At 33.2% G+C, this 25,473-nt stretch carries 25 protein-coding genes and 5 tRNA genes; 16 read left to right on the top strand and 14 right to left on the bottom strand.

Annotation, left to right across the window (positions count from 1 at the left end):
* Position 1 precedes the first annotated feature (1 nt).
* Together CDOMC_RS09660 and CDOMC_RS09665 are read right to left on the bottom strand one after the other, a co-directional pair.
* Positions 2–1,225, bottom strand: a complete 1,224-nt coding sequence (locus tag CDOMC_RS09660) for a tyrosine-type recombinase/integrase (protein ID WP_172129572.1) — start codon at positions 1,223–1,225, stop codon at positions 2–4.
* Positions 1,226–1,406: 181 nt separating this feature from the next.
* Positions 1,407–1,482, bottom strand: a tRNA-Ala gene (locus CDOMC_RS09665).
* Between the two features lie 111 nt (positions 1,483–1,593).
* Here CDOMC_RS09665 and CDOMC_RS09670 point away from each other — a divergent pair.
* The 6 genes from CDOMC_RS09670 to CDOMC_RS09695 all read left to right on the top strand — a co-directional run bounded on the left by CDOMC_RS09670 (position 1,594) and on the right by CDOMC_RS09695 (position 3,861).
* Positions 1,594–1,668 (top strand) — tRNA-Gly (locus tag CDOMC_RS09670).
* Positions 1,669–1,688: 20 nt separating this feature from the next.
* Positions 1,689–1,775: transfer RNA gene (locus tag CDOMC_RS09675), tRNA-Leu, on the top strand.
* A 10-nt stretch (positions 1,776–1,785) separates the two neighbouring features.
* Positions 1,786–1,859 (top strand) — tRNA-Cys (locus CDOMC_RS09680).
* A gap of 21 nt (positions 1,860–1,880) precedes the next feature.
* A complete protein-coding gene (locus CDOMC_RS09685; protein WP_172129573.1) occupies positions 1,881–2,036 on the top strand; it encodes a hypothetical protein in 156 nt (51 codons plus the stop codon).
* A 45-nt stretch (positions 2,037–2,081) separates the two neighbouring features.
* Positions 2,082–2,171, top strand: a tRNA-Ser gene (locus CDOMC_RS09690).
* A 1,051-nt stretch (positions 2,172–3,222) separates the two neighbouring features.
* On the top strand, positions 3,223–3,861 hold the full coding sequence (locus tag CDOMC_RS09695) for a hypothetical protein (RefSeq protein ID WP_172129574.1): 639 nt from the start codon (positions 3,223–3,225) through the stop codon (positions 3,859–3,861).
* Positions 3,862–4,351: 490 nt separating this feature from the next.
* Here the strand turns inward: CDOMC_RS09695 and cas1 are convergent, their stop codons facing one another.
* The 9 genes from cas1 to CDOMC_RS09740 form a co-directional block, all read right to left on the bottom strand.
* Positions 4,352–5,350, bottom strand: a complete 999-nt coding sequence (gene cas1 / locus CDOMC_RS09700) for a CRISPR-associated endonuclease Cas1 (RefSeq protein ID WP_172129575.1) — start codon at positions 5,348–5,350, stop codon at positions 4,352–4,354.
* Between the two features lie 8 nt (positions 5,351–5,358).
* Entirely contained in the window at positions 5,359–5,637 is a 279-nt protein-coding gene (cas2, locus tag CDOMC_RS09705) for a CRISPR-associated endonuclease Cas2 (RefSeq protein WP_170019628.1), read from the bottom strand.
* An 8-nt stretch (positions 5,638–5,645) separates the two neighbouring features.
* Positions 5,646–6,143 (bottom strand): CRISPR-associated protein Cas4, encoded by a 498-nt coding sequence (gene cas4 / locus CDOMC_RS09710; RefSeq protein ID WP_172129576.1) that lies wholly within the window; start codon positions 6,141–6,143, stop codon positions 5,646–5,648.
* Positions 6,143–8,398: a CRISPR-associated helicase Cas3' gene (cas3, locus tag CDOMC_RS09715; protein ID WP_172129577.1), complete on the bottom strand. Its 2,256-nt coding sequence runs from the start codon at positions 8,396–8,398 to the stop codon at positions 6,143–6,145. Before cas3 ends, cas4 begins: the two co-directional genes overlap by 1 nt.
* Positions 8,398–9,138 carry a CRISPR-associated protein Cas5 gene (gene cas5 / locus CDOMC_RS09720; protein WP_172129578.1) on the bottom strand — a complete coding sequence of 247 codons (741 nt, stop codon included), beginning with the start codon at positions 9,136–9,138 and terminating at the stop codon, positions 8,398–8,400. Before cas5 ends, cas3 begins: the two co-directional genes overlap by 1 nt.
* The gene (gene cas7b, locus CDOMC_RS09725) at positions 9,138–10,013 is read right to left on the bottom strand and encodes a type I-B CRISPR-associated protein Cas7/Csh2 (protein WP_172129579.1); all 876 of its coding nucleotides are present in this window, start codon (positions 10,011–10,013) and stop codon (positions 9,138–9,140) included. Before cas7b ends, cas5 begins: the two co-directional genes overlap by 1 nt.
* A 1-nt stretch (position 10,014) precedes the next feature.
* Positions 10,015–10,428: a hypothetical protein gene (locus CDOMC_RS09730; RefSeq protein WP_172129580.1), complete on the bottom strand. Its 414-nt coding sequence runs from the start codon at positions 10,426–10,428 to the stop codon at positions 10,015–10,017.
* Positions 10,412–11,833 (bottom strand): TM1802 family CRISPR-associated protein, encoded by a 1,422-nt coding sequence (locus CDOMC_RS09735; protein ID WP_172129581.1) that lies wholly within the window; start codon positions 11,831–11,833, stop codon positions 10,412–10,414. The genes CDOMC_RS09730 and CDOMC_RS09735 overlap by 17 nt, the downstream gene beginning before the upstream one ends.
* A gap of 169 nt (positions 11,834–12,002) precedes the next feature.
* A complete protein-coding gene (locus tag CDOMC_RS09740; RefSeq protein ID WP_172129582.1) occupies positions 12,003–12,695 on the bottom strand; it encodes a CRISPR-associated endoribonuclease Cas6 in 693 nt (230 codons plus the stop codon).
* 229 nt (positions 12,696–12,924) lie between these two features.
* On the opposite strand from CDOMC_RS09740, the gene moaC reads away from it, so the two are divergent.
* From moaC to CDOMC_RS09755, 3 genes are read left to right on the top strand one after another with little or no spacing between them, the layout of a single operon-like run.
* A complete protein-coding gene (gene moaC / locus CDOMC_RS09745; RefSeq protein WP_170001002.1) occupies positions 12,925–13,398 on the top strand; it encodes a cyclic pyranopterin monophosphate synthase MoaC in 474 nt (157 codons plus the stop codon).
* Positions 13,373–13,636, top strand: coding sequence for an HP0495 family protein (locus CDOMC_RS09750; protein WP_169975143.1), 264 nt, complete (start codon positions 13,373–13,375; stop codon positions 13,634–13,636). The genes moaC and CDOMC_RS09750 overlap by 26 nt, the downstream gene beginning before the upstream one ends.
* Positions 13,637–13,644: 8 nt before the next feature.
* Positions 13,645–14,931, top strand: a complete 1,287-nt coding sequence (locus tag CDOMC_RS09755) for a hypothetical protein (RefSeq protein WP_172129583.1) — start codon at positions 13,645–13,647, stop codon at positions 14,929–14,931.
* Between the two features lie 82 nt (positions 14,932–15,013).
* On the opposite strand, the gene CDOMC_RS09760 is transcribed toward CDOMC_RS09755, so the two are convergent.
* Entirely contained in the window at positions 15,014–15,580 is a 567-nt protein-coding gene (locus CDOMC_RS09760) for a LemA family protein (RefSeq protein WP_172129584.1), read from the bottom strand.
* A gap of 190 nt (positions 15,581–15,770) precedes the next feature.
* Entirely contained in the window at positions 15,771–17,579 is a 1,809-nt protein-coding gene (gene typA / locus CDOMC_RS09765) for a translational GTPase TypA (protein ID WP_172129585.1), read from the bottom strand.
* 221 nt (positions 17,580–17,800) lie between these two features.
* Here typA and fliK point away from each other — a divergent pair, with 221 nt between their 5' ends.
* The 7 genes from fliK (at position 17,801) to CDOMC_RS09800 (ending at position 24,915) form a co-directional block, all read left to right on the top strand.
* On the top strand, positions 17,801–19,195 hold the full coding sequence (gene fliK, locus CDOMC_RS09770) for a flagellar hook-length control protein FliK (RefSeq protein WP_172129586.1): 1,395 nt from the start codon (positions 17,801–17,803) through the stop codon (positions 19,193–19,195).
* Positions 19,196–19,205: 10 nt separating this feature from the next.
* Positions 19,206–19,931: a flagellar basal body rod modification protein gene (locus CDOMC_RS09775; protein WP_172129587.1), complete on the top strand. Its 726-nt coding sequence runs from the start codon at positions 19,206–19,208 to the stop codon at positions 19,929–19,931.
* Between the two features lie 3 nt (positions 19,932–19,934).
* Positions 19,935–21,560: a flagellar hook protein FlgE gene (locus tag CDOMC_RS09780; protein ID WP_172129588.1), complete on the top strand. Its 1,626-nt coding sequence runs from the start codon at positions 19,935–19,937 to the stop codon at positions 21,558–21,560.
* Positions 21,561–21,642: 82 nt separating this feature from the next.
* A complete protein-coding gene (locus CDOMC_RS09785; RefSeq protein ID WP_172129589.1) occupies positions 21,643–22,665 on the top strand; it encodes a ribonucleotide-diphosphate reductase subunit beta in 1,023 nt (340 codons plus the stop codon).
* On the top strand, positions 22,652–23,368 hold the full coding sequence (locus CDOMC_RS09790; RefSeq protein ID WP_236861320.1) for a carbon-nitrogen hydrolase family protein: 717 nt from the start codon (positions 22,652–22,654) through the stop codon (positions 23,366–23,368). The genes CDOMC_RS09785 and CDOMC_RS09790 overlap by 14 nt, the downstream gene beginning before the upstream one ends.
* Before the next feature lie 3 nt (positions 23,369–23,371).
* Positions 23,372–24,004 carry a protein-L-isoaspartate(D-aspartate) O-methyltransferase gene (locus CDOMC_RS09795; protein WP_172129590.1) on the top strand — a complete coding sequence of 211 codons (633 nt, stop codon included), beginning with the start codon at positions 23,372–23,374 and terminating at the stop codon, positions 24,002–24,004.
* 98 nt (positions 24,005–24,102) lie between these two features.
* Positions 24,103–24,915 carry an LLM class flavin-dependent oxidoreductase gene (locus CDOMC_RS09800; protein ID WP_236861384.1) on the top strand — a complete coding sequence of 271 codons (813 nt, stop codon included), beginning with the start codon at positions 24,103–24,105 and terminating at the stop codon, positions 24,913–24,915.
* A 140-nt stretch (positions 24,916–25,055) separates the two neighbouring features.
* Here CDOMC_RS09800 and CDOMC_RS09805 read toward each other — a convergent pair whose 3' ends face one another.
* Positions 25,056–25,376: a hypothetical protein gene (locus CDOMC_RS09805; protein ID WP_172129591.1), complete on the bottom strand. Its 321-nt coding sequence runs from the start codon at positions 25,374–25,376 to the stop codon at positions 25,056–25,058.
* Positions 25,377–25,473 lie beyond the last annotated feature (97 nt).

A 25,473-nucleotide genomic window follows, 5' to 3' on the forward strand; every position in this document is an offset into this window, starting at 1 on the left:
TTTACCCCTTTGCCTCATCTAAATAATTACTCCACCATTGCATAAGCTTAGCCCTATCCTCTAGCCTTTGGCTTCTGTCATAAATTGCCTTAACCGTGTTGCGCTCTCTATGGTCTAAACATAGCTCTATTACTTCGCTGTCTAGCCCGTGAGCCTTGATATTTTCATTTAATAGCGTGCTGGCTGTCGTTCGTAAGCCGTGAAATACCATATCATCACCAAAACCTAAACGTTTAATTGCATAATTGAGCGTGTTTTCGCTTAAAGGCTTGGTGTTTGTTACATCGCTCGGAAAAACATACTCACTTTTTAAGCCCAAAAGCTCTTTTTGAGTATGCAAAATCTTTTTTACTTGCTTACTTATCGGCATAATAAATTCATTTCTTAACTTCATCTCTTTAGCCGGGAATATGATGAGGTCTTTATCAAAATCCACATACTGCCATTTAAGCCTTCTAACATTTGCACTGCGTAAAAATGTATGAATGCCGAATATTAAAGCCTGCTTTGTGCTGTTTGAGCCTTGATAATCATCAAAAGCTTTTAAAAGCTCTTTTAGCTTGTCCGTATCTGTAATAGCTTTGAAATTATTTGTCTTTGATAGTTTAAAAGTATCGGCAAATATGATATTTCTTGCGGGGTTATTATCTATGTAGCCTTTACTCACTGCATAATCCATAATTTTACGCATAAGGTAAAAAGCTCGCTTTGACGTATCGTGGCTTAAGCCCCTTTTAGCTTCTTTGTCTTGTATTTTTTCTATCGCATTTGATAGGTCTAGTCGTGTGAGTGTCTTGATATTCTTATCCTTTAATAGCGGATAGAGATGATTATTAATGCGCCCTATCTGTTTATCAAAGCTTGTCAGCTCCTTGCTTTGCTCTTTTTTTATCCATTGTTCGGCTAGGTCTTTAAATGTGATAGCTTGATTTTTTTCAGGGTTTATATCCTCGCCTCGCTCTCTCATGGTGGTTAGCTCGTTCGCTTTGGTTCTTGCTTCGGCTAGGCTTATGCTTGGATATTTTCCGATAGAGATTTGATTTGTTTTGCGTCTTGGGTCGCCATTGTCTGCATAACGATAATAAAAAGTCTTAGTTACGCCTTTTTTGGTTTGATTTGCATATACATATAAGTAAGGAGTTGAAATATCTTTTATCCACTCTCTATTTTTATCATTGGGTAATTTGTAGTGCTTTAGCTCTATTTCTTTCGTAAATACTGCCATATCGTGCCTTGCTATTCTGAGTATGTAAAATTGAGCGAGCATATTTTGCATACTCATTTACATACTCAAAACATTGAAATTGAGTGAAATTGAATGATAACGTATGATTGCTTAAACTATCTCAAAACCCCGTATTTTAGGGGCTTTTTGAAGCTTTATGATAACGAGTAAAAATGATAAATGGTGGAGTTAAGCGGGATCGAACCGCCGACCTCTTGAATGCCATTCAAGTGCTCTCCCAGCTGAGCTATAACCCCAAAAGTATTTGAAGATTATATACATATTTCACTTACAATAAATTTAATTTTTTAACAAAATAAAATATTTTTTTAAGCAAAAATGAGCTAAAATCACAATTTTAAATAAATGCGGGAATAGCTCAGGGGCAGAGCACAACCTTGCCAAGGTTGGGGTCGCGAGTTCGAATCTCGTTTCCCGCTCCATCAGTTTTTTAAAAATTTATGCCCGGGTGGCGGAATGGTAGACGCAAGGGACTTAAAATCCCTCGGTAATTTTTACTGTACCGGTTCAAGTCCGGTCCCGGGCACCATAAGCTAAGGGGCGACATGGCCAAGTGGTAAGGCAGAAGCCTGCAAAGCTTTTACCCCCGGTTCGAATCCGGGTGTCGCCTCCAAAAACGACATAGGGAGAAAATATGCGTTATATTTTTGTTCTTTTATCTATAGTATTTCTGATGGCTGGCTGCTCAAACACATGGAGTGGCGTTAAAAAAGACACAAGTAATGCAGTAGAGTGGTCAAAAGAAAAAGTAAACGAAGGTGCTACTTACGTCAAAGAAAAAACTGAATAGTTATAGCGATTTTAAGAAAAATTCGCTATAATCACAATCTAATTTCGGGAGATGGCTGAGCGGTCGAAAGCGGCGGTCTTGAAAACCGTTGAGGTGTGAAAGCCTCCTGGGGTTCGAATCCCTATCTCCCGGCCATTATTCTTAATTAAAAACATTTCAAATGGCCATAATATGTGCTAAAAATAGCTTTTTATTTTTATCAAATTTTATTAATTTTTGTGCAGATTTACAGATACAGATTGGAGCCTAGATAGCAATAGTGTCAAGATATAAGATGGAATCTAAGATATCATATATGAAAGTAAACACTCTCAAGCAAAATGTAGTTCAGTAAAGTATATAACAATCTTATTATAGAAAAATATAGACCATCTATTTGATTTAAATTAGCTTAAAAAGATAAAACTACAATTATTTTGAAAAGAGATTAAAGAGGTGTATCCAAGAATAGCCCTGTATACAAATATGAGCCTTAATCGACTTCGTGGGCAATTTACAATACTTATCAAGAGCTACACGCACTTGAAAATATCATAATTATTTAGCTATAGAATTTATATCGAAGATGTATCATTAGGAGCAAAAAATGCTATCACTAGGTCTTGATATTTTAAAAGCAATATTATATAATTTTTTCGATAATATATTAAGATTATAAACACTATAGATACATTATATAAAATATAATGACGGCAAAAATAAAAACATAATAAAAGACATGATATACATTAATAGAAAATAGCAAAATCTATAAAAGAAAAAACTAAAGCAAAATACACGCAATAGATTAAAAAACTAGAAATTTTGAGCAGCAAAATTGTATTGTGAAGTCCTTGCTAACATGTAGAGATTTCCAGAAAAAATATATGAAATATTCCAAATTTTGATTATAAAGAAGATATTAAAAGCTATAGGACTTACTACATAGGATATAAAAAGTTGATGATCAAGTTATTCAATTAGATCAAAATATAGATATGAGCTCCTTATCTGTTATGGAAAATGGTGGTCATATTGTTAAAATAAATTTATTCCTAAAAACATATATAAATCAATAGCCAAAGAATAAAATAGATGAGACAAAAGGATTTGAAATACTATCCAATCCAATCAACACAAATGGTTAAGAAAAAATGAATATATCAAAACTTATTACACTCAGGACATAGATAATGTAGAAGATGCTTTGCAGTATAGGAATGGCAACAGGGTAAAAAGAGCTAAGCATATAGAGATTAGGCATCTTAGCGATCCAACCAAAGAGGGCTATGTAACAGACGATGAGCTCATGAACTTGGGCGTTAATATGCGTAAGTTTTTAGTTATGCATAAAGAGCCTTTTATAAACAAAAGAAACGCTAGGATTTATGAGTGGGTTGATAAAGAAGGGGTGAAATTTACTTTAGTGGCAACAAATAAAACAAGTGGTGGTGCATTAGCTACCCCCCCCCTTTTTTTTAACCCTACGGATTTTCACCGCCTAGGACCACTTATTGATGAAATCATAACCTTTTATTCTGATAGAAACTTTAAGAACCCTATGAAATTTGAAAACCCAAAGCTTAATGTGGATAATGCAAGGCTTATAGATAGCCAAATGCCTCATCCACTTCATACTCTTGATGTACCAAGAGGCGAGATAATAAACCTAACTGATCTTGACAAGAAATTTATCAAAGCCTATCCAAATGTCAAAGAAAGCTTTTTAAAGAATAAACTAAAAACTCAAAGGGTTGAAAAACTAAAAAAAGAGCTTTTAAATCCAAAGACTTCTTGGAAAAGAAAGACAGAGATCGGCAAACAAATCAAGAAAGAATTGAGCTAGGATTTTTTTCTTGGCTCAATTGTCTTGCTTTGAAAATATTTGATAAGAACTGACCTATCACTATTTTTCAAAAACCTTGCGAGGGATTTTCTATATCCCTTACCTCTATTCCATTGTGATAGGGTTATGTATGGTATTCCTGTTATTTCGCTTACTTCTTTGAGTGTCATTTTAGCCAATCCTATACTTCTTTATTTCAAAGCCTAAAAGGCAAATTCTAACAATAGTTCCGCATTTTGAGGAGTATGTTTTTTGTCCGTTTCAAAGCCTAAAAGGCAAATTCTAACTAGAATCAATCTCAGCCTTTTTTTCTACAAAGCTAATGTTTCAAAGCCTAAAAGGCAAATTCTAACAGCACTCAAATATAAAACTACAAGGCAGTTTGTAGATAAAAGTCTATATACATTTACCTTATAAATAAATTAAAATTAATATTACTAAAATACGCAAAGCCCAAAATTACGAGTATTTAAAAATCTTAAGCAAAGCTTTATTGATATACAAAACCTTCGTATGGTGCATTTTCGCATATACATTTTTTAAGCCGGTTTGCTTCTCTGCGAATAATCTGTCTCCATGTAAGCTTTTGTCCTCCTGCTTCTATCTGATCCGTTAATTTAGATATCATTTTCATCTCTATTTTTTGCACTGCTTCATTTGTAAATTTTATCCTTCCGGCATTAGTCTCAAAATCTTTTGCAGTAATCTCTTTTTTATTCAACATCGAAAATATTAGAGTATCACCTAAAATAGGTTTAAAAATCTCAGCCAAATCCAAATGCAAGCTTAAAGAACGATAATTTGGCTCGTGTAAAAAGCCGATTCTAGGATCAAGCTCGGTCTTATAAATTTCACTCAAGCATACATTATAGATACGCGTATTTACATAACTTATAAAGCTATTTATCTTATCAGCCGGAGGACGCTTGGAGCGAACGGTAAATTTAAAGCTCTTTTGGTCGGTTATTATTTCATTCCATTTTTCATAATATAGCTTTTGAAAAGAGCCCTCTACGGCCATTATTTCCGGTATTGTTTTAGCAGCTTCAAGCGCCGATATATGAGGGGCGGTATCAAATTTTACGCCATACTTCTTGCAGTTAAGTGCATCATTTAAAATATGAACTCTTGTTATCTCTCTAGCTATGTAGCTTCTCTTAATTTCATCGTCAAAAGATCTTAATTGCTGCAAAAGCACAAATCCGCTTTTATTTACTGAATTTGAAGTATTTGGGAAAAAATTACCACGAAAGCTCTGATAAGGACTAAATATATGCAAAAGCACATTATTATCAGCCAAAAATGCCATAGTATAGCTATCCATATCAACTTTTGCCAGTATATAAATTTCATCTACGGCATTAATAGGCAAAATTTTAGTCGCTACAACCGACATTTCATCGTCATATTTATCAAAATATATATTATTATCCTGCCGTCTTAATCGCCCAGGATTTAAAATAAAGTGTGTTCTATCATTTTTTTGCATATTTTATCCTAGCTAAAAAGTGATTGATTTTTATCCTGCCCGATTACTATTCTATCTGAATATTTAAGCGAGTTAAATGTGTATATGATGATGGAATCAAGCTCTTTTATGCACTCTTTTTGCAAGATTGCGGCTAACTTCTTAAAATCACTCTGCCTTATCTCGCCCTCAAAAACAGAAAACTGCACGCGCGGCAGATATTTTTCCACTGCTTTTCTTATGCGATTTGCATTGTTTTTCTCTTTAAACTCTGCGCCCACAATGTCATAAAATAGTATTACATACAAAGCTTATCTCACATACAATAATTTCTATATGCACAATTATCGCATATCTTTTTATACTCAAATTTTGGGGCTGTTGGCATATTTACAAGTTTTTCTATATCGATTAAAATCTCTTTTATCATATTTAAATTTTCTTCACTTGCATCTACTAAGAACACGCTTTTGCCGCTTATCAGCCTGCCTTTTACATCTTTTAGCCTTAATCCGATTTTTAAAAGATAGAGATAAAACAACAACTGCATCTTGCCTGCTTCCGGATTTTTTAAACTCTTTTTATATTCGGTCACCAAATAGTGTCCGCGCTCCTTTGAAAGTTTATCAAATTTTAGATTTGCAAAGGCAAAATCTTGTAAATTCTGCTCCTTTATCTCTGCCATCACTCTGCCTAAAGCCATATTTTCATCTTCTTGATCTGGATATATATGGTGTGCGTAAAGCCAAGCTTCACGCTTGCAGGTAATATAATAATTGACGAGAGTACCGGCTATTTGATCCTTGCTAAACATTACATAAAAGCCTCTTCGATAATAGTTAATTCAGGCAAAAATCCATCTTTTTTGTTATAAAAATCACTCGGAGGTAAAATATATCGTCCGAACATCTCTCTTATATTGCATTTTATTTGCGAAATTAATTTTTCACTAACCGATATAGTATATAATCCCAAATCCTTTTCCAGATCTTTAATACGTGCGATAGCTTCAAATTTATCATCATATGCTTGCAGGATAGTCTCTCTATTTTCTAAAAATTTATTAAATTGCCCTTCTTCTTGTTCTATAAAAAGTGATACCTTCCAAGGCTGATTTGGCATAAAATTACAGTTAAATTTTGTAAATAATGTTTGAAAATCCAAATTTTTAGCATAATCTAGCAAATTTATACTAGTAGTTTCATATTTCGTATCATTAAAATATCCTTCTAAAACATCGTAAATTTGACTCTCTTTTATATTGTTAGATAAAATTTCTTTCATTTTTTTCTCTTGCAAATCCGTATTGTGATACGGAAGTGAACTATTATCTAAATAATCAAAAACAATAACGTCCGAGATTTTATTAACCCCCTCTCGATTTACCCTGCCTGCAGTCTGAATAATAGCACCAAAAGGTGCAAATTCACGAAATCCAACATCAAAGCCAAGATCAACTCCAGCCTCTATAAGTTGTGTTGAAATCAAAATAATCTTATCTTTATCATTGCGCAACTTCAATCTAATCTCATTAATCAACTCAATTCTATGAAGCGGAATTTGGTGAGTAGTCAAAAGATAAATATTTGCCTTATTTTCAATTTCTTTTTTTATCATTTCGTATAGTTTTTTAGCTTTAAAAATAGTATTAACAACACAAAGAACATTTCTATTTTTATTCTTTAAAATTTCATCTTTTAAATTTTCAAAATCACTCAAATTTGACTTATAAATAAGTTTATATCTATCTTGCTTTTGGCTATAAAATTCTGGCACAGAAAGCTCGGTAAAATTTTCAAGTTCAGCTTGAATATGCGGCATAGTAGCCGACATAATAATAAAATGAATGTTGTATCTCTTTGCAAACTCATTAAATGCAATAGAAATCGGCTTTAATAATACTCTAGGTATATTTTGTATCTCGTCTATTATTATAACGCTATCTCTAAGAGTTTCAAGCTTTAAATTATCCCTATTGTGATTCGAAAAAAATATATAAAATAATTGATTAAAAGTAGTCACGATAAAATTTTCTTGCCAAATATCTGCTAAAAATATTTTTTGCGAAAACTGTTCTTTTTCATCTTCCTCGCTGCAATTTATGGATTTTTGTGTATATTTTGTCAGATGATGATATTTTAAAACACTATCTTTACCTATCACATTTTCATATACATCATGTGTCTGGTCTATTATAGAAGTAAATGGAATAGCCGTTATTATGCGCCTTTTATTACCTTTTATTTTAGAAATTTCTAAAGCCAAACTAAGAGCTAAAAATGTCTTGCCGATACCGGTTGGGGCTTTGATTAAAAATTTGTCTTTTTCAGTATTGTTTTTAAAATTTTTAAAGATTACTTCTCTGGCTTTTGTTTTGTAATTATTCGCATCTTTTTTCTGCTTTTCATTTATTATTTGACTTATTTTATACAAATAAAAATCAATTTTTTCTTTACTTAAAATATCCACATTACTATATGGCTTAGAAAATATAGCTTCAAATTTATCTGCTAAAATTAATCGTGAATATCGCTTTTTAAAAATAAAAAAGTTGTCTAAATTTTGAAATTGCTTAAAATTTCTTTCTAACGCTAAAAAATATTTCATAAAACTACGAATATTAATATTTGCATCTATTTTAGCAATTTTACAAATATCTTGAGATGTCTGAACTTTTTGATTGATGCTATCTTTAAAATTAATTACAGACAGATAGCCTTTTATAAATTCTAGAATATCAGGTAGGTCGGAGTGATGCTTTAAAATACTAAAAAAATTAGCTAAGAAATTTATATTCTTGTTTTCTTTAGCAAAAAAATATATAAAAGCGCTTTCTAGCGTATGTGTTGTCTTTAGCTTCTCTCTTGCCTTTTTAAATTCTTCTTTAGATTCAAAATCTTTTGTCTCAAGACTAATGTATGTTTGAAATTTATCAGCAAGTTTAGCTATGTCGTGATAAGAACTTGTCTCGATATGATCTAAATCATCGCCAAAACTATTATTTATATTGCCGATATGCGAATTATATGGTTTTTTTGGATGAGAATTAAATTGATCGGAAATCTCCATTATACAAATCTGCAATGATAAATTTTATCGCCACAAGTTATTTTAAAAGCCTCAATATTTTTAGCTCTTATTTTATTGTTAGATAAAATCAAATTTTTACTTGCGATGGGCGATCTGTCGGCATCTAAAGCAGTAGCAAAACTTAAAGGCGAATATAAAACACTATCTTCAAAGTCTATATTTTTTATATCGCATTCCAATAAAAATGAGTCTATCCCGACCTCATCAAAATATAAATTTTCAAATTTATTTATTTCTAAGAACTCAAAATTACCGGCAAATTCACTATTGCCAAGATAAAATGAAAATTTACAAATTCTATTTTTAAGATTATGAATCGCTTCAGCCTCAAGCTCAAATTCATCAATAAAGATTATATACTTAGGGTTAATCAATAGCTCTCTGTTGATCGGCTTTTGAGGAGCTTTTATATCCCTAAGTCCATTTGCTATTTTTTCTATATTAAATTTAAGCAAATTATTAATATGAGTTTTTGTATTTTTAGTGTAATCGTTTATATAATTTTGCGAAAAAGTCTTTTTTATGATTGAATTTCCTAAAACTACACTGTATTTAAAACCTGAAAACTTACTATCATTTAAATAATCTTCTACTCCAAGCAAAGCCGCGAGCATTCCTGAAACGGCTGTCTTCGGCGGAATAGGCAAAGTAATATTTTGACTAATACCTAAAGGATCTTTAAAGCAAGCAAATTTTCCCCAAACTTTAAAAGCAAACATTATAATTCTTTAACCTCTAAATTGATGCTTATATTTTTAAAATTATCAATATATTGTCTTGCTGTTTCATCATAAAAAATCACAACTTTTTCTATCTTTTCACTCATATTTCTTAGAGAGTTTATTAAATTTGTAAAATTTAATTCACACTCATTAAAACTACGAAGCTGTTGCGAATTTTCATTATCAATTCTTACAAGCTCATCAAGTAATCCTATCATATAAGTATCTTTATAAATTACTCTAATAAGCATTCTAGGTTTTTGACCGACCTTACTTCTGGTATTTAGCAACTTTGTTCCTTGCCACATAGAATCAAGCATATCGGCAACATCATCTTCGCTAGCATTTGATTTTTTAGCATTTATAGAGTTTATTGTGCCATACATAGCGAAAAGCCCATAAGGTATATAGTTGTCTGTTCTAAAAGTCTTATTTTGGCTATTGTCCTTTCCAAAAGCGCCTGTTCCTTGGGATAAAATAGTCTCGGTTTCATTTAAAGACTTTGCCCACGAAAACTGCACCGCTCCGATGATTTGGATATTGCTTTTGGGCGCAACTCCACCAAAAAGTCTATTATCTATACAGCTTAGAAAAACTTCTTTATCATCTTTTAGCTTTAGTGCATTTTTAAGTTCTGCAAATCTAGTCTCCGCAGATTGTACCTGCTCTGCATTATTTACAAAAATAGTTCTTTCTTTTCTATTTTGGAGATCATCTCTGATTGTTCTTTTGACCCTGACATCACTTACTACAGCCTTTCTATCGCTTTCATCATATCTTGGCGCGTTATCATTTAGCATATCACCATTGGGATTTGTCATTTTCGCATCCCACAAAAATAAAATTTCACTATGTTTTGCTAACTCACTCATACTATTCTCCTTTTTTTATTTCTTTAGCTTCTCTTTTAAATTTTGCGTAATCATTAAAGCCTCTAATAAAGGCATATGAAATCTCTTGTTGAGATATTTTAGTATTTTTATCATAATTGAAATGTGTAGTAACAAGCTGGGACAAATTACTATCTTTAAAGTTACCAAGTCTTAACTTTCTTTCAAATTCATTTGCTTTATTAAAAATTTTCTTTAAATTAACCTCTATTATTTTTTGATTGGAAAGCCATTTTTCAAAAGTCTTATTTCCACCAGAAACTTCCGAATACAAAGAGTTATTAATTATACTTTTAGAGTAAGCACCTATTAAATAAGCTCCTTTAATTAATCCATTATCAAAATAATCTGGATGTAATTCCAATAAATTTTCAAAATATTCAGAAAAAAGTTCCATTTTTATCCTTTATCGCATCTATTTTTTTTAAAAACTCTAAAATTTTATCCTCATTTTCAACATATTTTCTTGGATATACTATCCAGTCTTTCACATCTTTTTTTTCAGAATTCATTCTTTTTTTATTTGCTGCATCAAATTCTCTAAAGTGCTCAAATCTCTTTAAAAGCTCTAAATAATCTATCTTTAAATAGCCCAAAAGCAGCTTTGCCAAATAAATTCTTTCCTGAAAAATTTTATTTTCCAATCCCTTTAAGCCATTACTGTTTTTAAACTGCTCAATATTTCTAAAATAATCTCTCAAATATGTGTATTTTATATTTTGATCTTCATTTTTCACTACGTATAAACTATCACTTATATAATTATCTTTCATTAAATTTGCCACTTGTCTTATTCTGCTAGGTATTATGTCTTCTAGTGTAGAAAATATCTGAACAGATAAATTTGTAGTATTAACTTTAGTAAACAGTATATCAAGTGTTAGGCTATCTATATTTATCACTTTTTCTACTTGATCTTCAAGTGACCAGATAAAACTCTCTTCTCTAGAAGCAAAGCTTTCTAAGTTATTTTTAGATTCTTTCAAAGAATATAACATATCATTGAAAACTTCTTCGTCAAAATTTAACATTGATGGAATTATTATATACTCCAGCCCTTTATAGTAAAATTTGAGATTATTTACAGCAAACATCCAACCTTTTTTTATGGCTTTTGCAGTATCTTTTGACATAGGCATTTTGTCTATCATTTGCACTTTAAAAATATCATCATAATTATCCATAGTAAAAAATTTTATATTTGGGCTGTACCCGCATAGTTCTTTTTTCCCACTGATAATATCTATCTGCTCTTTTAAAAAAGGTTTATCATTTTTATCTTTTATGTGAGGCTCTACAAACTCATCTATATAGTTTTTTAAAACCTCAGGCATAAGCTCATAAAAAGTCTTGCCATTTATTAATAAAACAAGAAAATAATCATTTTTTTGATATGACTTTAAATTAAGCTCATCAACTTTGTAGTTATCTATATAGTCAAATACAATTTTTGCTAAAGAAATATTTTTATCATTCGCATAAACCATAATAGAATTTTTTATAGTATGAGAGATAGCTTGAAATTTTTTATATAAGTCGCTTTCTTTCTGATACTCGTAATTTGGATATAGATAATATGAATTACTAGTACCTCCGATTTTTTTAGTAAAAAATGTTTTTAGATTATCTAAAGATGACTTAGAAATAATCGGTTTGTCTATTAATTTATCATCTTGTATTTTAAAATCAACAACCAAGGTTGTATATTCGCTCTCTTTAAAATTATGATTTTCAACCATATCCTTGGTTTTGTCATCATCTATTAAAATACCGATTTTATAAAGTTTATGCGCCAGTCCCATAAATTCATTATCCTGAAATATTTTAAAATAATTTTACATCTTTATATATTAAAAATATCTTATATTAATATATAATTTCAAAAGATATTATAAAATATGATATTATTACGAATGTAAAAGAAAATTTACTCTTTTAGAGTTTGAAACTATTAATATATAATTTGCTGAATTAATTTTCTTTTACAACCTCCAAAAATCCCGTTCCCACGCTCATGCATCCGCTTCCGACACCTGTATCAAGTATCAAATTTATCATCTCGCTACCAGCCTTTATTTCCCATATAGCCTGCCATGCACGCATTGGCGCATTATTATTACCATAATAAAATAAAACAGGCTTAGAAAGGTTTTGCCATTTTAAATTAAGCTCAAATTCGCCGTCATATTCATATCCTTTTATAGTATCAAATCTCTGCGATGCATTAGTTTTCATCATTTCAAGATGCCTTGAATCCTGAGGCTCAAGATAGATTTTATATCCCAAAAGCCCTTGTATAGCGCAAGCTACATAACCTTTTAACAAAACACTATTACTTTCTAGCTCATTAACTCTATGAGATGATATTGATATGTTAGTGTCCAGCAGATAAATTTCACCTAGCTTAAGACCGTTTTTTAAAATTTCCATGGCAATAAGCTCTTCAAATTTTGGCTCATGCGAAGTAAATCTTATCTGCAAATTTAAACCTCTCAAACTAAAATCAAAATTTGTTTTCTTAAATATTTTGCCTGTCTTTTTATGTCTATATCCGATATGCTCGCTTTCTGGCAAGTTGTGATATATGAAGCCTTGTATAAGCTCTGGCAAAATTTTTGCAACTTTAATATTTGTAGTGGAAAGTTTAGAATTTATAATAAGCATGCTTGGCCTTTTAAATTTTTAACGCTATAAATTATAGATTATATTAGATAAATTTTTAAATCATTAACTTTAAGTTGAGTTAAAATTTAACCCCCTTAGATATCATTTCATTGTCCGACAAGAAAAACCTCCTTTTTGTAACAACTCAAATACGCCCCTAAAATAAGGAGCGTATTTTTTCTCCTTAAACTTTTTCTGATATAATCTTTTAAAACATTAAAGGAAATAAATGCTAACACATATAGATGAAAAAAATCGTCCAAAAATGGTAGATGTAAGTGAAAAATCGATAACTACGAGAATAGCTGTAGCAAGTGGAATAATCAAAATGAGCGAAGCTGCATTCAATGCTATCAAAGAAAATACCGGCAAAAAGGGTCCTGTATTGCAAACAGCAGTAGTAGCGGCAATAACAGGAGCAAAAAAGACAAGCGAACTAATCCCGATGTGCCATCCTCTACTAATCAGCGGTATAGATTGCGATATAGTAGAAATCCCGGAAATTACCGCATTCAAACTCATAGTAAGCGTCAAGATAGACGGCAAAACAGGCGTGGAGATGGAAGCGCTAACCGGAGTTAGCATAGGCCTTTTAACTATTTACGACATGATAAAGGCTATAGATAAAACCATGCAGATAACAGACATAATGCTTGAAAGTAAAAGCGGAGGTAAAAGTGGCGAATATTTGCGAGCTAAATAAAGAGCCAAAGATAGAATATCCAAATTTTTGGGAGTATAAAGTAATTTTTGAAAAAGATCAAAATGCGCATAAAATCGTGCTTGATATTGTAGGTGACAGAGAGCATAAGCTGGTTGTCTCAAAATCAAGCAAAGAGGGCAAATATAAAAGCTACAATCTAAGTGTTATGGTCAATTCCAACGAGGAGCGCTTGGAGCTATTTTCGGCCTTAAGGCATGTTTCAAAATACGTATTATAGGAGATATTATGCAAAATAAAATTTTTTTACATACAATTGCGGAAAACAAAGACAATCCTCAAATTTTAGTTTTAATTAGAGAGCTTGCTTTCGATCTTGGCAAGAAAAAATTCAAAGATATCAAATGTCAAAAGGAGCTAAATCAAGAGCTTTTGCATACATTTTCAGATATGTGCCAAATATTAAAAAGTGAAAATTTACTAAATCCAAAAAGCATATCAAACCTTATAGATGGACTCATAGACGCTTCTACCGAATCAAAAGAGCAATTTTTATATAGGCTTATTTACGAAAAAGAGCAGGTAGAAAAACAAATTTTAAATCAAAAAAATGACATTAAAGATAGTATAAAAAGCTCTCTTGAAGCAGTCGAGGACTATATCCAAGACAGCGATTTTGAAAACAAAAACGAAATAATAGACAAGATAAATGATGCGATGTTTCTTGATTTTCAAATGCTTGAAATACTTAAAGAAACCACAGAAACAGCCTTTTTAACAACAATAGAAAAAGGCGAAGATGTAAGAGATACGAGCACAGAGATAGCTAAAAATATCGTTTACGGTGCAATTAATGAGGGAAATTTTACTAAACAAAGATTTTTGGAAATTTCAGGAAGCGTTATAGAGACGGCAACAGTAATAGCAAACGAGGATCATCTGTTTGCCAAAGATCTGATATATGGGGCTATAGTTGGTTCAAAAGACGGAATTACAAAATCTATTGAAAAATTTAAAGACGATATGAAATTTGCTCCGGATAGCCAAAATTTAGTAAATTCAGTTAAGGATTTAATAGGAATAGAAGAGGACTTTATCCAGATGCTAAAAGACCTCATGGCGCAGACGCAAGAGCCGTCAGCAAGCATAATAAACGATATTTTAGAAGACTCTCTTGATAGCTACTATGCGAAATTTAAACGTGTTCAAAATGAGCTAAGTGAACAGCTAAATATTAGACTGGAAGAGCTTAAGACAAATGAAAATATCAATAAATTTGTCAAAACAGCGACTATGAAATTTGAAGAGCTAAAACGCGAGCTTGATGAAAAAAGCGAGAAATTAAAAGAGAATTTTGATGCCAACAAAAAGCTTGAATCACTTAAAAAAGAGATAGATGAATTTGAGAAAAAGGCTGGCGAAAAGATGGAAAATTTAAGTAGCGATTTAGGAGAAAATTTAAAAAGCAAGTCAAAAGAACTTGGAGAGAAATTCTATAAAGCTGCTGAAAATTTCATAAAAAATACAAAAGAAAAAATAGGCATTAAAGATGATGACAAGAATGGGCTAAATTAATTAGCCCATGTCTTTAGATATTATAATTCTGCGGAAGCAAAGTAAAAAACAAAATTTATGGTATTACGAAGTCGTTTGGCTACTAACTGTGTTTAAACAGTTCACTTACATTGTGATTTTTGGATTCAATCTGAGGAATATCAAAAAATTTAGCTTTTTGAAAGCTCATAGAATTTGCAATTAAATTCGAAGGAAACATCTCAACTGCATTATTATATATCTCAACTGCCGAATTATACGCACGTCTAGCAGCTGAAATTTGCTCTTCTACATCATTTAAACTCTCTTGTAAATAGAGCACATTTTCATTTGCTTTTAGCTCAGGATATGCTTCAAACATAAGCTTAACGCTTGGCAGTAAATTTGAAATTTTAGCGTTTAAATCAAATTTTTCTTTTTGTGTCGTGGCATTTTTAGCCCTAGATCTAAGCTCGGTAATCTTTTCCAGAAGCTCTCTTTCATGAATCAAATATTGATTTGCAGCGGCTACTAAATTTGGAAGTAGATCATATCTACGCTTTAGCTGAGTATCAACACCGGCTTCGATATTTGCTACTTGATTTCGTTTAGCAACCAATGAGTTGTAAATACTTATTACATAAAATACCAAAAGTGCGATAAGTATTAAGAACCCTATGACAATTTCCATTATACATCCTTTAGAATATCTAATTTAAATTATAACAAAAAATACTTATATTTCATAAAGTAATAAAAAATAATAAAAATATATTTAATATATTCTAATCTTTGAATTTTAATATGTTTTATTTTAAAAGCCAAAAACATGCGTCAAAGAAAGGCTAAAAACACAATCTAAGACGCATAAATTTCAATTTTTACTCTTTGGATTTTGCCATTCTTCGCCTTACAGTCGGATCAAGATAGCGTTTGCGTACACGGATATTAATAGGAGTTACCTCAACAAGCTCATCCTCTTCAATCCACTCAAGCGCACGCTCAAGGCTTAGTTTTCTAGGAGGCACAAGCTTTATGGCATCATCGCTTCCGCTTGCACGCACGTTAGTTAAATTTTTGCCTTTGATAGGGTTTACATCAAGATCGTTTGGACGACTGTGCTCTCCAATTATCATTCCAACATAAACCTTTGTTTGAGGATCTACAAACATCACGCCCCTATCTTGTAAATTCCAAAGACTGTAAGCCAATGTTACTCCATTTTCCATAGAAACTAGTGCGCCATTGCTTCTTTGCTCCACACTTCCACTTAGCGGACGGAATTCCAAAAAGCTATGATTCATAATGCCTTCGCCTTTAGTGTCAGTCAAAAATTGACTTCTAAAGCCGATTAGTCCACGTGCAGGGATTTCAAATTCGATTCTGGTTTGTCCGTCGCCCGTTGGGTGCATAGAGACCATCTCGGCCTTTCTGCGTCCGAGTTTTTCGATAACTGTTCCACTAAATTCATCAGGCACATCTATCACAAGTAGCTCAAACGGCTCACATCTTATGCCGTTAATTTCTTTTACGATAACTTCGGGTCTGCCAAGACAAAATTCAAATCCTTCACGACGCATATTTTCAGCCAAAATCGTTATCTGAAGCTCGCCACGTCCACTAACTTTGAATTTACCCTCGCCTTGATTTTCGTATTTCATTGCGATATTTGTTTTCATCTCGCTAGATAGTCTCTCGTCAATCTTATTAGAAGTTACGTGTTTGCCCTCAGTGCCTGCTAGAGGACTATCGTTTACGCTAAATACCACGCTTAAAGTAGGCTCTTCTATGCGAAGCGGATCAAGTGGCATAGGAGAATTTGGATCCACTACACTATCTCCCACGTCAAGAGCGTCAAATCCTGCGATAGCTACGATATCGCCCACTTGAGCCTCGTCTGTATCGCGTCTTTCAAGTCCTAAAAATCCTATTAACTTTGAAATCCTGCCGGTAGATTTTGTGCCGTCAGCCTTAACCAGCATAACATTTTGATTTTTAGAAATTTTGCCGTTAAATATACGCGCAATGCCTATTTTGCCGACATAGTTGTCGTAATCAAGTGTAAAAACTTGGAGTTGAAGAGGATTTTTTATATCGCCTGTCGGGGCTGGAACGTGAGATAAAATAGTTTCAAAAAGCGGCTCCATATTAATATTTTCATCGCTTAAATTTAACTTTGCATATCCGCTTCTAGCAGCAGCATACACTACAGGAAATTCAAGCTGCTCATCATTTGCTTCAAGCGCTACAAAAAGATCAAAAATTTCATTTACTACGCGGTCTGGATCGCCTGCAGGCTTATCTATCTTATTTACTACAACTATCGGTCTAAGCCCTAGAGACAAGGCCTTTTTTACCACAAATTTAGTCTGAGGCATAACGCCTTCTTGCGCATCTACGAGCAAAAGCACACCATCAACCATCTTTAGTACACGCTCAACTTCTCCTCCAAAGTCAGCGTGACCCGGAGTGTCGATAATATTTATCTTAGAGCCTTTATATCTTATGGCTGTATTTTTTGAAAGTATTGTAATTCCACGCTCTCTTTCAATATCATTACTATCCATCACACGCTCGCCTACACTTTGATGCTCACCAAACGTACCAGACTGCTTTAAAAGCTCATCCACCATAGTTGTTTTGCCGTGATCAACGTGAGCTATAACAGCGATATTTCGTATATTTTCCAAAGCCTAATCTCCAATCTGTTTTCATCTAATAAGAGTCAATTTTATCTAAAAAATACTAAAATTTTGTTTTATTGCCTTAGATATCAATTCTAAATTGATACAAGGCTAGACCAAACTTATAGCATAAAAACATACGCTATGACTATTCTTTACAATACTAAAATCAATTTTGGAATAAATTTTGCATATGTTTTAGAAGTTAAAATCTAAAGGGAATAATTATGCAAGCAGCAGGAAATAATATCCTATCCTTTGACGCTAGTATAAAGGGAGGCATCAAGCAACAAACAAACGCTAGCCAAAATAGCGAAGACAATGGTGAATTTTTATCTATGGTTCTTGAGGCTGCGGCCAATAAGGGCGAAAATTTAAGCGAAAAAGACCTAAAGGATATAGCAAATTCTGTAAATATGTCCGTTCAAAAAAAGACTCAAACCAAACAGAATAAAGAGATTATAAACGCAAAAGAAATTTTAGGAGAAGATACGGCTTCAGAGCTTTTTGAAAACGCTACTTTTATGCAACTTTTGCAAATACTTGAGATGTTAAATGGTGGAGAAAAAATAAGTAAATTTCCAAATTTTAGCACTCAGCTTGCAAAGGTTTTATCTGTCGAAAGCAATATAAATGAGCTAAAAAACGCTAAAAATATAAAAGAGCTTATACATATAGCCAAAAAGCTAAATTTAGGGCTTGAAAAGATAACTGTCACAAAAGAACAGGTTAACGAATTAAATGCAAAATTTCCAAATTTGGCAAAAAACAGCTTTTTTACTCCGATAATTCCTCAAAAGCAACTATTCAATGCGGAGCTAAAAGCAAAAGTAGAGGATACAATTGAGCTTACAAAAAATATTGATGAACCGATAAAACTAAATAAATTGTTGCAAGATATTTCTAAAGATATAAACAAAAGTGTTCAGCCACAAAATCAAACTTCAAATGAAAATTTGGCTAAAAACGTAGCCTCAAATGAAACTATAAAAGAGGCGGTCTCTCAAAATGTCCAAAAAGAGCTTGTAAAAACAGATTTTATTAAAAATGAAAATTTAAAAGTAGATGAGAAAAATTTAAACTCAAGCAAGATAAATTTACAAACCCTGCTCTATCCTGAAAAAGAGCAGAGTGATACTAGCGGCGAGCAAGGCAGCTCAAATAGCGAAAGCGAGCTAAATTCCATGGTGCGCGAGATCATGCAAAATGCCAGAAGTCAGAGTAAAAATCTACAGCTTGTAAGGCAGACCTTTGATAACTTTAATACCACTCTAAAAGAGCAGGTAGAGGCCTATAAATCACCGTTTATGAGGTTTAATATCACACTTAATCCACTAAATTTAGGCGAGGTTGAGATAACGATGGTAAATCGCGGAAACAATCTGCATATAAACTTTAACTCTACAACCCAGACTATGAATCTATTTTTGCAAAATCAGGCGGAATTTAAAGCTAGTCTAGTTAATATGGGCTTTACGGAGCTTGAGATGAATTTCAGCGATCAAAACCATAAAAAAGAGCAAGGCAATAGAGCATACAAAGGGTCAAATTTTGACAGCAACGAAGATATGGAAATATCGGAACAGCCTTTGCTTGAAATCGTATTGCCAAGATATATATAAAGGATAGAAAATGGCTATAAACACAAATAATAAGATACCTACAAACGAATTTACCGTTGATAAACTAAAGGCGAAAAAAGAGGCTGAGGCTCTAGCCAAAGCTGATGGCACAAATCCTGGAGCACAGCTTGATAAGGATGCTTTTATGAAACTTTTATTAACCGAACTTCAATACCAAGACCCTACAAGTCCAATGGATAGTGAAAAGATGCTAACTCAAACATCGCAACTTGCCACTCTTGAAACACAAGAGAATACAAACCAGATGATGAAAAAGCTAGCCGAGCAGCTAAAGGCTAGCACCAGTATGTATGCGGTTTCAGCTCTTGGCAAGATGGCTACTTTAGGAGAAAGCTCTATCATCAAAGAAGATGGCATGTCTACTATAACTTCAATGGCTTTTTTAGAAGCAGACGGAAAAACAGGAACTATAAAAATAAAAAACACAGACGGACAAATCATCAGAAAGATAGAATTTGGCAATGCCAAAGCTGGTATTATGGAGTTTGAATGGGACGGTAAGGATCAATCCGGCAACGAAGTAAAAGCCGGAGTTTATGGAGTGGAGATAAGTTATCAGGATAAAAATGGCAAAGAACACAATTCTAGCATAGGAAAGTATCCTGTAGAGGGAATAAAATTTGTGAACGGAGAGGCTCAGATAAAGGTCGGCGGCCTATATGTAGCAATGGATAAGATTAGAGAATTTACAGAGCCAACTAAAAAAGAGGGATAAGTCATGATAAGAGGTTTTTATAACGGGGTAAGCGGAGTTAAAACTCATAGCTTTGGCATGGACGTATGGGCAACCAATATCTCTAATATAAATAACGTAGGTTTTACTGCTTCTATTCCGGAGTTTAAAAGCATATTTTATCAAAGTGTCGCCAATGCAGGAAATAATCCAACAACAGATCAGGTGGGACTTGGTTCTACAGGCGCTACGACGGCTCTTAGCTTTTACAAACAAGGCTCAATGATGCCTACGGATAATAAACTTGATATGGCTATACAAGGTGAAGGATTTTTCGGGGTTTTGGATAGCAATGGAGAGACATACTACACAAGAGCCGGTTCGTTCGGCGTAGACAAAGAGGGATATTTGGTAGATAACGAGGGAAGATATGTAATGGGTACTCAAAATACCCTCTCAAAAGCCACTCCAAGCAAAAACGCTCTACAAATTTTCGGTAAGACAAATTCAGTAACACCATATCTTGACGCCTACACCTTAAGTGAACTTGGAGATCTTGATTTAGGAGATGTAAGCTCTCAAGGCAGGATAAAGCTTCCTGACTTCTTATACCTGCCAGCTAAAGCCACTACAAGCGTATCCTATAAAGGAAATCTGAATTCAGAAAGTATAAAAGAGCAAGTAGAGGTCGCAATAGATGAAAAAAGCTATACAAGCAATTTAGATGAAGCTAATAAAAGAATAAATTTAAGCGGACAAATAACTCCAAATGAAACCATATTTGAACCAAAAGAAGGAAATATGGTAAGAGTAAATTTAACTGATGCAAACGGAGTTAAAACAACGCTAATAAGCGCGATTGACAAAGACGGAAACTGGAAGATAGATGAGCTTTTGCCATCAACTTTTGATCTAACTAAACCACTTAACATATCGGCCACTCTTACTACAATACAAGAAAAGGCAAATAAAGAGAAATTTGTAACAGAACTATATGCTGAAAATGGAGATAAAAATATCCTTACGATAGATTTTACAAAACGACTTCCAGTAACCGGGAATTCAACTATATGGGATGCAGTAGCTACAGTAACAGCGCCTGATAAGAGTGTGATTTCAAGCTCTAAAGGCAAATTAACCTTTGGCGACAAAGGAACTTTAATAGAAAATACACTGGGTGAAATACAAAATGGACAAACACCTCTAAAAATAGACTTTGGCTCACAAACTCCTGCGGGATATTTAGGATTCACAAGCACTCCAAACCCAAAAACCATATCAGTAACAAAAGATGGCACAATGGAGGGAATTATAAAAGAGTATTACACAAATAGCAGTGGAAATATTCTAGCAAACTTTAACAATGGTAAAGCATTTTCAGTAGCCAAACTAGCCTTATATCACTTCCAAAACGATCAAGGGCTTACTAAACTAGGAGATAATGTCTATGCAAAAAGCGCGAACTCTGGAGATGCTATATTTTATAAAGATGCTGAAGGAAAGACAACTTACGGCTCAAAAATAGCAAGCAACATGCTTGAAATGTCAAATGTCAATCTAGGTCAAGCCCTAACAGAGATAATAGCCATACAAAAAGCCTATGATGCAAACGCAAAAAGCATAACCACAAGCGATGAGTTAATAAAAACTGCGATAAATTTAAAACGATAATATAATATTAATAAAGTAGGTTTTAAAAACTTTTAGATAAAATTCATTTATACTCAATTATTATATATTTAAGGCAAAATTTATGAATAGAAAAAGAATTTATAATCCAAATTCCAATGAAACATTGACAGATAGACGCGTATTTAACGGAAATCCGCACGGTATTTTAAACTTTACAAAGGCAAAATACCAATGGGCGCTTAAGCTTTGGGATCTGATGGAAGCGAACACATGGTTTCCAAAAGAAGTCGATACGACAGACGATGTACGCGACTATGCACACAATCTAACGCAGGCTGAAAAGAGAATGTATGATCTAGTATGGAGTCAGCTCATCTCTATGGACAGCTTTCAGACAAATAACTTAGCCGATAATATAAACCCGTATATAACAGCACCTGAAATTAACGCTTGCTTAGCTCGCCAAGCTTACGAGGAGGCGAATCACTCTAAAAGTTATGCGGTTATGGTAGAGGCAATTTGCGATAACACGGATCTCATCTACGAAATGGAAAAATATGACGACGTTTTACGCGAGAAAAACGACTATATCTCAAGCGTTTATGAAGAGCTTGCAGGAGAAGTTACAGATGAAAAACTTCTACTTGCAATGGTGGCAAATCAAATTTTAGAGGGAATTTATTTTTATAGCGGATTTACGGCAATCTATGCTCTAGCAAGAGCGGGTAAGATGCTAGGCTCTGCTCAGATGATACGCTTCATTCAAAGAGATGAGATAACTCACCTTTTACTATTTCAAAATATGATAAATTCTGTTAGAAAAGAGAGGCCCGATCTATTTACTGCTGAAATAGAAACTAAAATTTATGAAATGTTCAAAAAGGCCGGCGAGCTTGAGATAAAATGGGGAAAATACATCACTCAAAATCAGATCATGGGCTTTACAGACGATATCATTGAAGAATATATCCACTATCTTATAGACCAGCGCCTTGTGGCTATAGGTCTAAATAGAATATACAATGCCAAACACCCTATAAAATGGGTCGATGACTTTGCTCAATTTAATGATCAAAAGGCGAATTTCTTCGAAAGTAAAGTCACAAACTACTCAAAAGGAAGCTTAAGCTTTGACGATTTCTAACGAAGGCTTAAATTTACTTCCGGTATCTCTACAAACAAAAAATATCAAGGAGCGCATAGAAGAACTGCTAAATTTTATAAAAGACGCTCCTGATAACTCGGTAATATCATCAAGTGAACTTTGTATAAGTGGCTATGATGTTAAAGAACTTGATAAAAATTTTAATGAAAATTTGATCAAAGATTTGCAAAAAGCACTTGGGAAAAATAAATTTCTTACTTTTACATATCTAGCCAACGAAGACAAAATTTCAGGCGATTTAAATCAAAAACTATACAATCAATTTACTTTTTTAAGCCAAGATGAAATTATTTATACTCAGCCTAAGTGCAAGCTTTTTAAACCAAATTTAGAGGATAAAAAATTTGACAAAGGAAATGAAAGGACTATAGAGTCTTTTAATTTTCAGGGCATAAAATTTGGCGCATTAATATGCTTTGAACTTAGATTTAGCGAATTATGGGCTAAGCTAAAAGGGTGCGAGATAATATTCGTGCCAGCAATGTGGGGCAAAGAGCGCAAAGATGCTTACATAAGCCTTTGCAAAGCACTTGCTATTGCAAATAACTGCTTTGTGGTAGCCTCAAGCTCGCTTGATCTTAAATTTGCTGGCGTTTTTATGCCAAATGGAAAATTAAAAAGCAAAGCAAAATTTGATAGAAATTTAATCGTAAAAATAAAAGAAAATTTAGGAATTTTATAGAAAATGACACCTTTAGAAAAATCAAAATGTACTAATATGGCAGACGAAATTGCCGATAATGTCAATCTTTCTCCAAAACTATACAAGGCTATTTGCGAAACTCCGCGCGAGATATTTGCTCCTGTTAGAACGCACGCATACAGGCTGGATGCACAACCAATAAGCGGTAATCAATGGATAAGCTCTCCGCTTACGGTAGCTAAAATGACTCTAGCGCTTGAAGTAGAAAATGCCGATAATGTACTAGAGGTAGGTTGTGGAAGCGGATATCAAGCAGCCATATTGGCCCATCTAGCCCATAGAGTTTTTAGCGTAGAGCGCATAGAAAAGCTTGCACTGGAGGCAAAGGCACGCTTTGAAAAGATTAAAATTCGCAATATCCATGTCAGATATGATGACGGAAATAACGGCTGGAAGAGTTACGCGCCATATGATAGGATAATGCTCTCGGCAGCAACCGACGAGGTGCCACAAAATTTATTTAATCAGCTAAAAAATGGTGGTATTTTGGTAGCGCCGGTAAAGAAAAACGGCAAACAGTATATAGTAAAATTTCAAAAAGATACAAACGGAAATATCAAAGAGAGCGTATTTGACGAGTGTCTATTTGTTCCGCTTTTAAGCGGTAGGGAGTAAGATATGAAATGGGGAATATTTTGTCTATTTGAAAATTTTGAAAAAACTATCAAAAGGCAATTTCAGAGCAGATAAATTTAGTCAAACATGCTGAAAAAATAGGTCTAGATGAGGCTTGGTTCGCAGAGCATCATTTTAATGACTTTAGTCTATGCCCTTCACCATCACTACTGCTTGCTAACGCTATTGCTCAGACAACTAAAATTCGCCTGGGCATGGCTGGTTTCTTGGCACCATTTTATGATACCATAAGGCTTAGCGAGGAGGTGGCAACTCTAGATATTTTAAGCGAGGGTCGGATAAATTTAGGTCTTGCCAAAGGAGCTTTTGCACCTGATTCTAAGCATTTTAAAACAATCACTGAAAATCTAAGACCAAAACTAATAGAGTGTGCCGAGGCTGTAAATTTGCTTTTAAATTCAAAGGGTCCGGCTAGCTTTAACGGTGATTTCATAAATTTTTCGGAGGTGGATATAGAGCCAAAACCATTACAAAATAAAATTCCAACCTATATAGCTACTTTTGCCTCAAAAGAAACAATTTATTTTGCAGCTAATAGAGGATGGGGACTAATGCTATCTCAAGGAATAGATCTTGATGAGTGTCAAAGCGTAGTGAATAGATATAAAGAGATTGCAGGATTTGATCCTGAGGTTGTGTTACTTAGGACATTTTATACAGCTGACACCGACGAGGAAGCTAATAAAAGAGCGATTCCTGCGATAGATCATTTTGTAAAATCTATGCGTGCAGCATCTTCTTTTAATAAATCCCCTAATTTCGACAGATCAAAATACGAAGATGTTATCAAGGAGAGAGATTACTTCTTTGACGGAGAAAAATTCTTTAAAAATGGGATAATAGGAGATCCGCAAACCTGCATAAAAAAATCTCTTGAGATTAAAAAATAATAAAAAATGTCCATATAGCACTTAAACCGCTAGGAGCAAGTGAGGCCGAAAATATAAGACAACCAGATGAATTTGTAAATAAAATACGCGCTCAAGTAGATAACGAAAATATATAAACAAAAAGGTAAAATTTTTAAATTTTACCTTTTACAATCAGATTTCTTAAACTCAAATTCTGTGAATTTTTTATCGGCTAAATTATATCTCCAAATTATACTGCTTGTAAGCTCATGAAGCTCCGCTAATGAATCACAATAAAGACTCTTAAGCACTCTATGTTGAATATTTTTAAAAATAGGAATTTGGGTTTTATCAAATTTATCAAACTTAATTCCCTCTGTATTGTTTAATTCATTAATAAAAACAATATTCCCGCTCTCGCAAATAGCGCGAGTAAAAGTGGTTAGATGATCTATTTTTTGAGGAGTATTTTTATTTAATATCTTTATAAGCTCTTTCATCTGTCCACTTTCGCAAGATGCAAATAAATTGGAAATACTCAAAAATATAGCAGATAAAACAAAAATATATTTTTTAATCTCTTATCCTTTATTAAAT

It is taken from the genome of Campylobacter sp. RM16192 (genome assembly GCF_004803855.2).
Lineage (GTDB): Bacteria > Campylobacterota > Campylobacteria > Campylobacterales > Campylobacteraceae > Campylobacter_A.

Bases quoted from the DNA above. Each gene is read 5' to 3' on its own strand.
- CDOMC_RS09775 (WP_172129587.1), top strand. From the start codon at position 19,206: ATGGCTATAAACACAAATAATAAGATACCTACAAACGAATTTACCGTT.
- CDOMC_RS09660 (WP_172129572.1), bottom strand. From the start codon at position 1,225: ATGGCAGTATTTACGAAAGAAATAGAGCTAAAGCACTACAAATTACCC.
- CDOMC_RS09685 (WP_172129573.1), top strand. From the start codon at position 1,881: ATGCGTTATATTTTTGTTCTTTTATCTATAGTATTTCTGATGGCTGGC.
- CDOMC_RS09785 (WP_172129589.1), top strand. From the start codon at position 21,643: ATGAATAGAAAAAGAATTTATAATCCAAATTCCAATGAAACATTGACA.
- CDOMC_RS09795 (WP_172129590.1), top strand. From the start codon at position 23,372: ATGACACCTTTAGAAAAATCAAAATGTACTAATATGGCAGACGAAATT.
- fliK (WP_172129586.1), top strand. From the start codon at position 17,801: ATGCAAGCAGCAGGAAATAATATCCTATCCTTTGACGCTAGTATAAAG.
- CDOMC_RS09735 (WP_172129581.1), bottom strand. From the start codon at position 11,833: ATGGGACTGGCGCATAAACTTTATAAAATCGGTATTTTAATAGATGAT.
- cas4 (WP_172129576.1), bottom strand. From the start codon at position 6,143: ATGTTTAGCAAGGATCAAATAGCCGGTACTCTCGTCAATTATTATATT.
- CDOMC_RS09780 (WP_172129588.1), top strand. From the start codon at position 19,935: ATGATAAGAGGTTTTTATAACGGGGTAAGCGGAGTTAAAACTCATAGC.
- cas7b (WP_172129579.1), bottom strand. From the start codon at position 10,013: ATGAGTGAGTTAGCAAAACATAGTGAAATTTTATTTTTGTGGGATGCG.
- moaC (WP_170001002.1), top strand. From the start codon at position 12,925: ATGCTAACACATATAGATGAAAAAAATCGTCCAAAAATGGTAGATGTA.
- CDOMC_RS09740 (WP_172129582.1), bottom strand. From the start codon at position 12,695: ATGCTTATTATAAATTCTAAACTTTCCACTACAAATATTAAAGTTGCA.
- CDOMC_RS09730 (WP_172129580.1), bottom strand. From the start codon at position 10,428: ATGGAACTTTTTTCTGAATATTTTGAAAATTTATTGGAATTACATCCA.
- cas3 (WP_172129577.1), bottom strand. From the start codon at position 8,398: ATGGAGATTTCCGATCAATTTAATTCTCATCCAAAAAAACCATATAAT.
- CDOMC_RS09755 (WP_172129583.1), top strand. From the start codon at position 13,645: ATGCAAAATAAAATTTTTTTACATACAATTGCGGAAAACAAAGACAAT.
- cas5 (WP_172129578.1), bottom strand. From the start codon at position 9,138: ATGTTTGCTTTTAAAGTTTGGGGAAAATTTGCTTGCTTTAAAGATCCT.
- CDOMC_RS09805 (WP_172129591.1), bottom strand. From the start codon at position 25,376: ATGAAAGAGCTTATAAAGATATTAAATAAAAATACTCCTCAAAAAATA.
- CDOMC_RS09760 (WP_172129584.1), bottom strand. From the start codon at position 15,580: ATGGAAATTGTCATAGGGTTCTTAATACTTATCGCACTTTTGGTATTT.
- cas1 (WP_172129575.1), bottom strand. From the start codon at position 5,350: ATGCAAAAAAATGATAGAACACACTTTATTTTAAATCCTGGGCGATTA.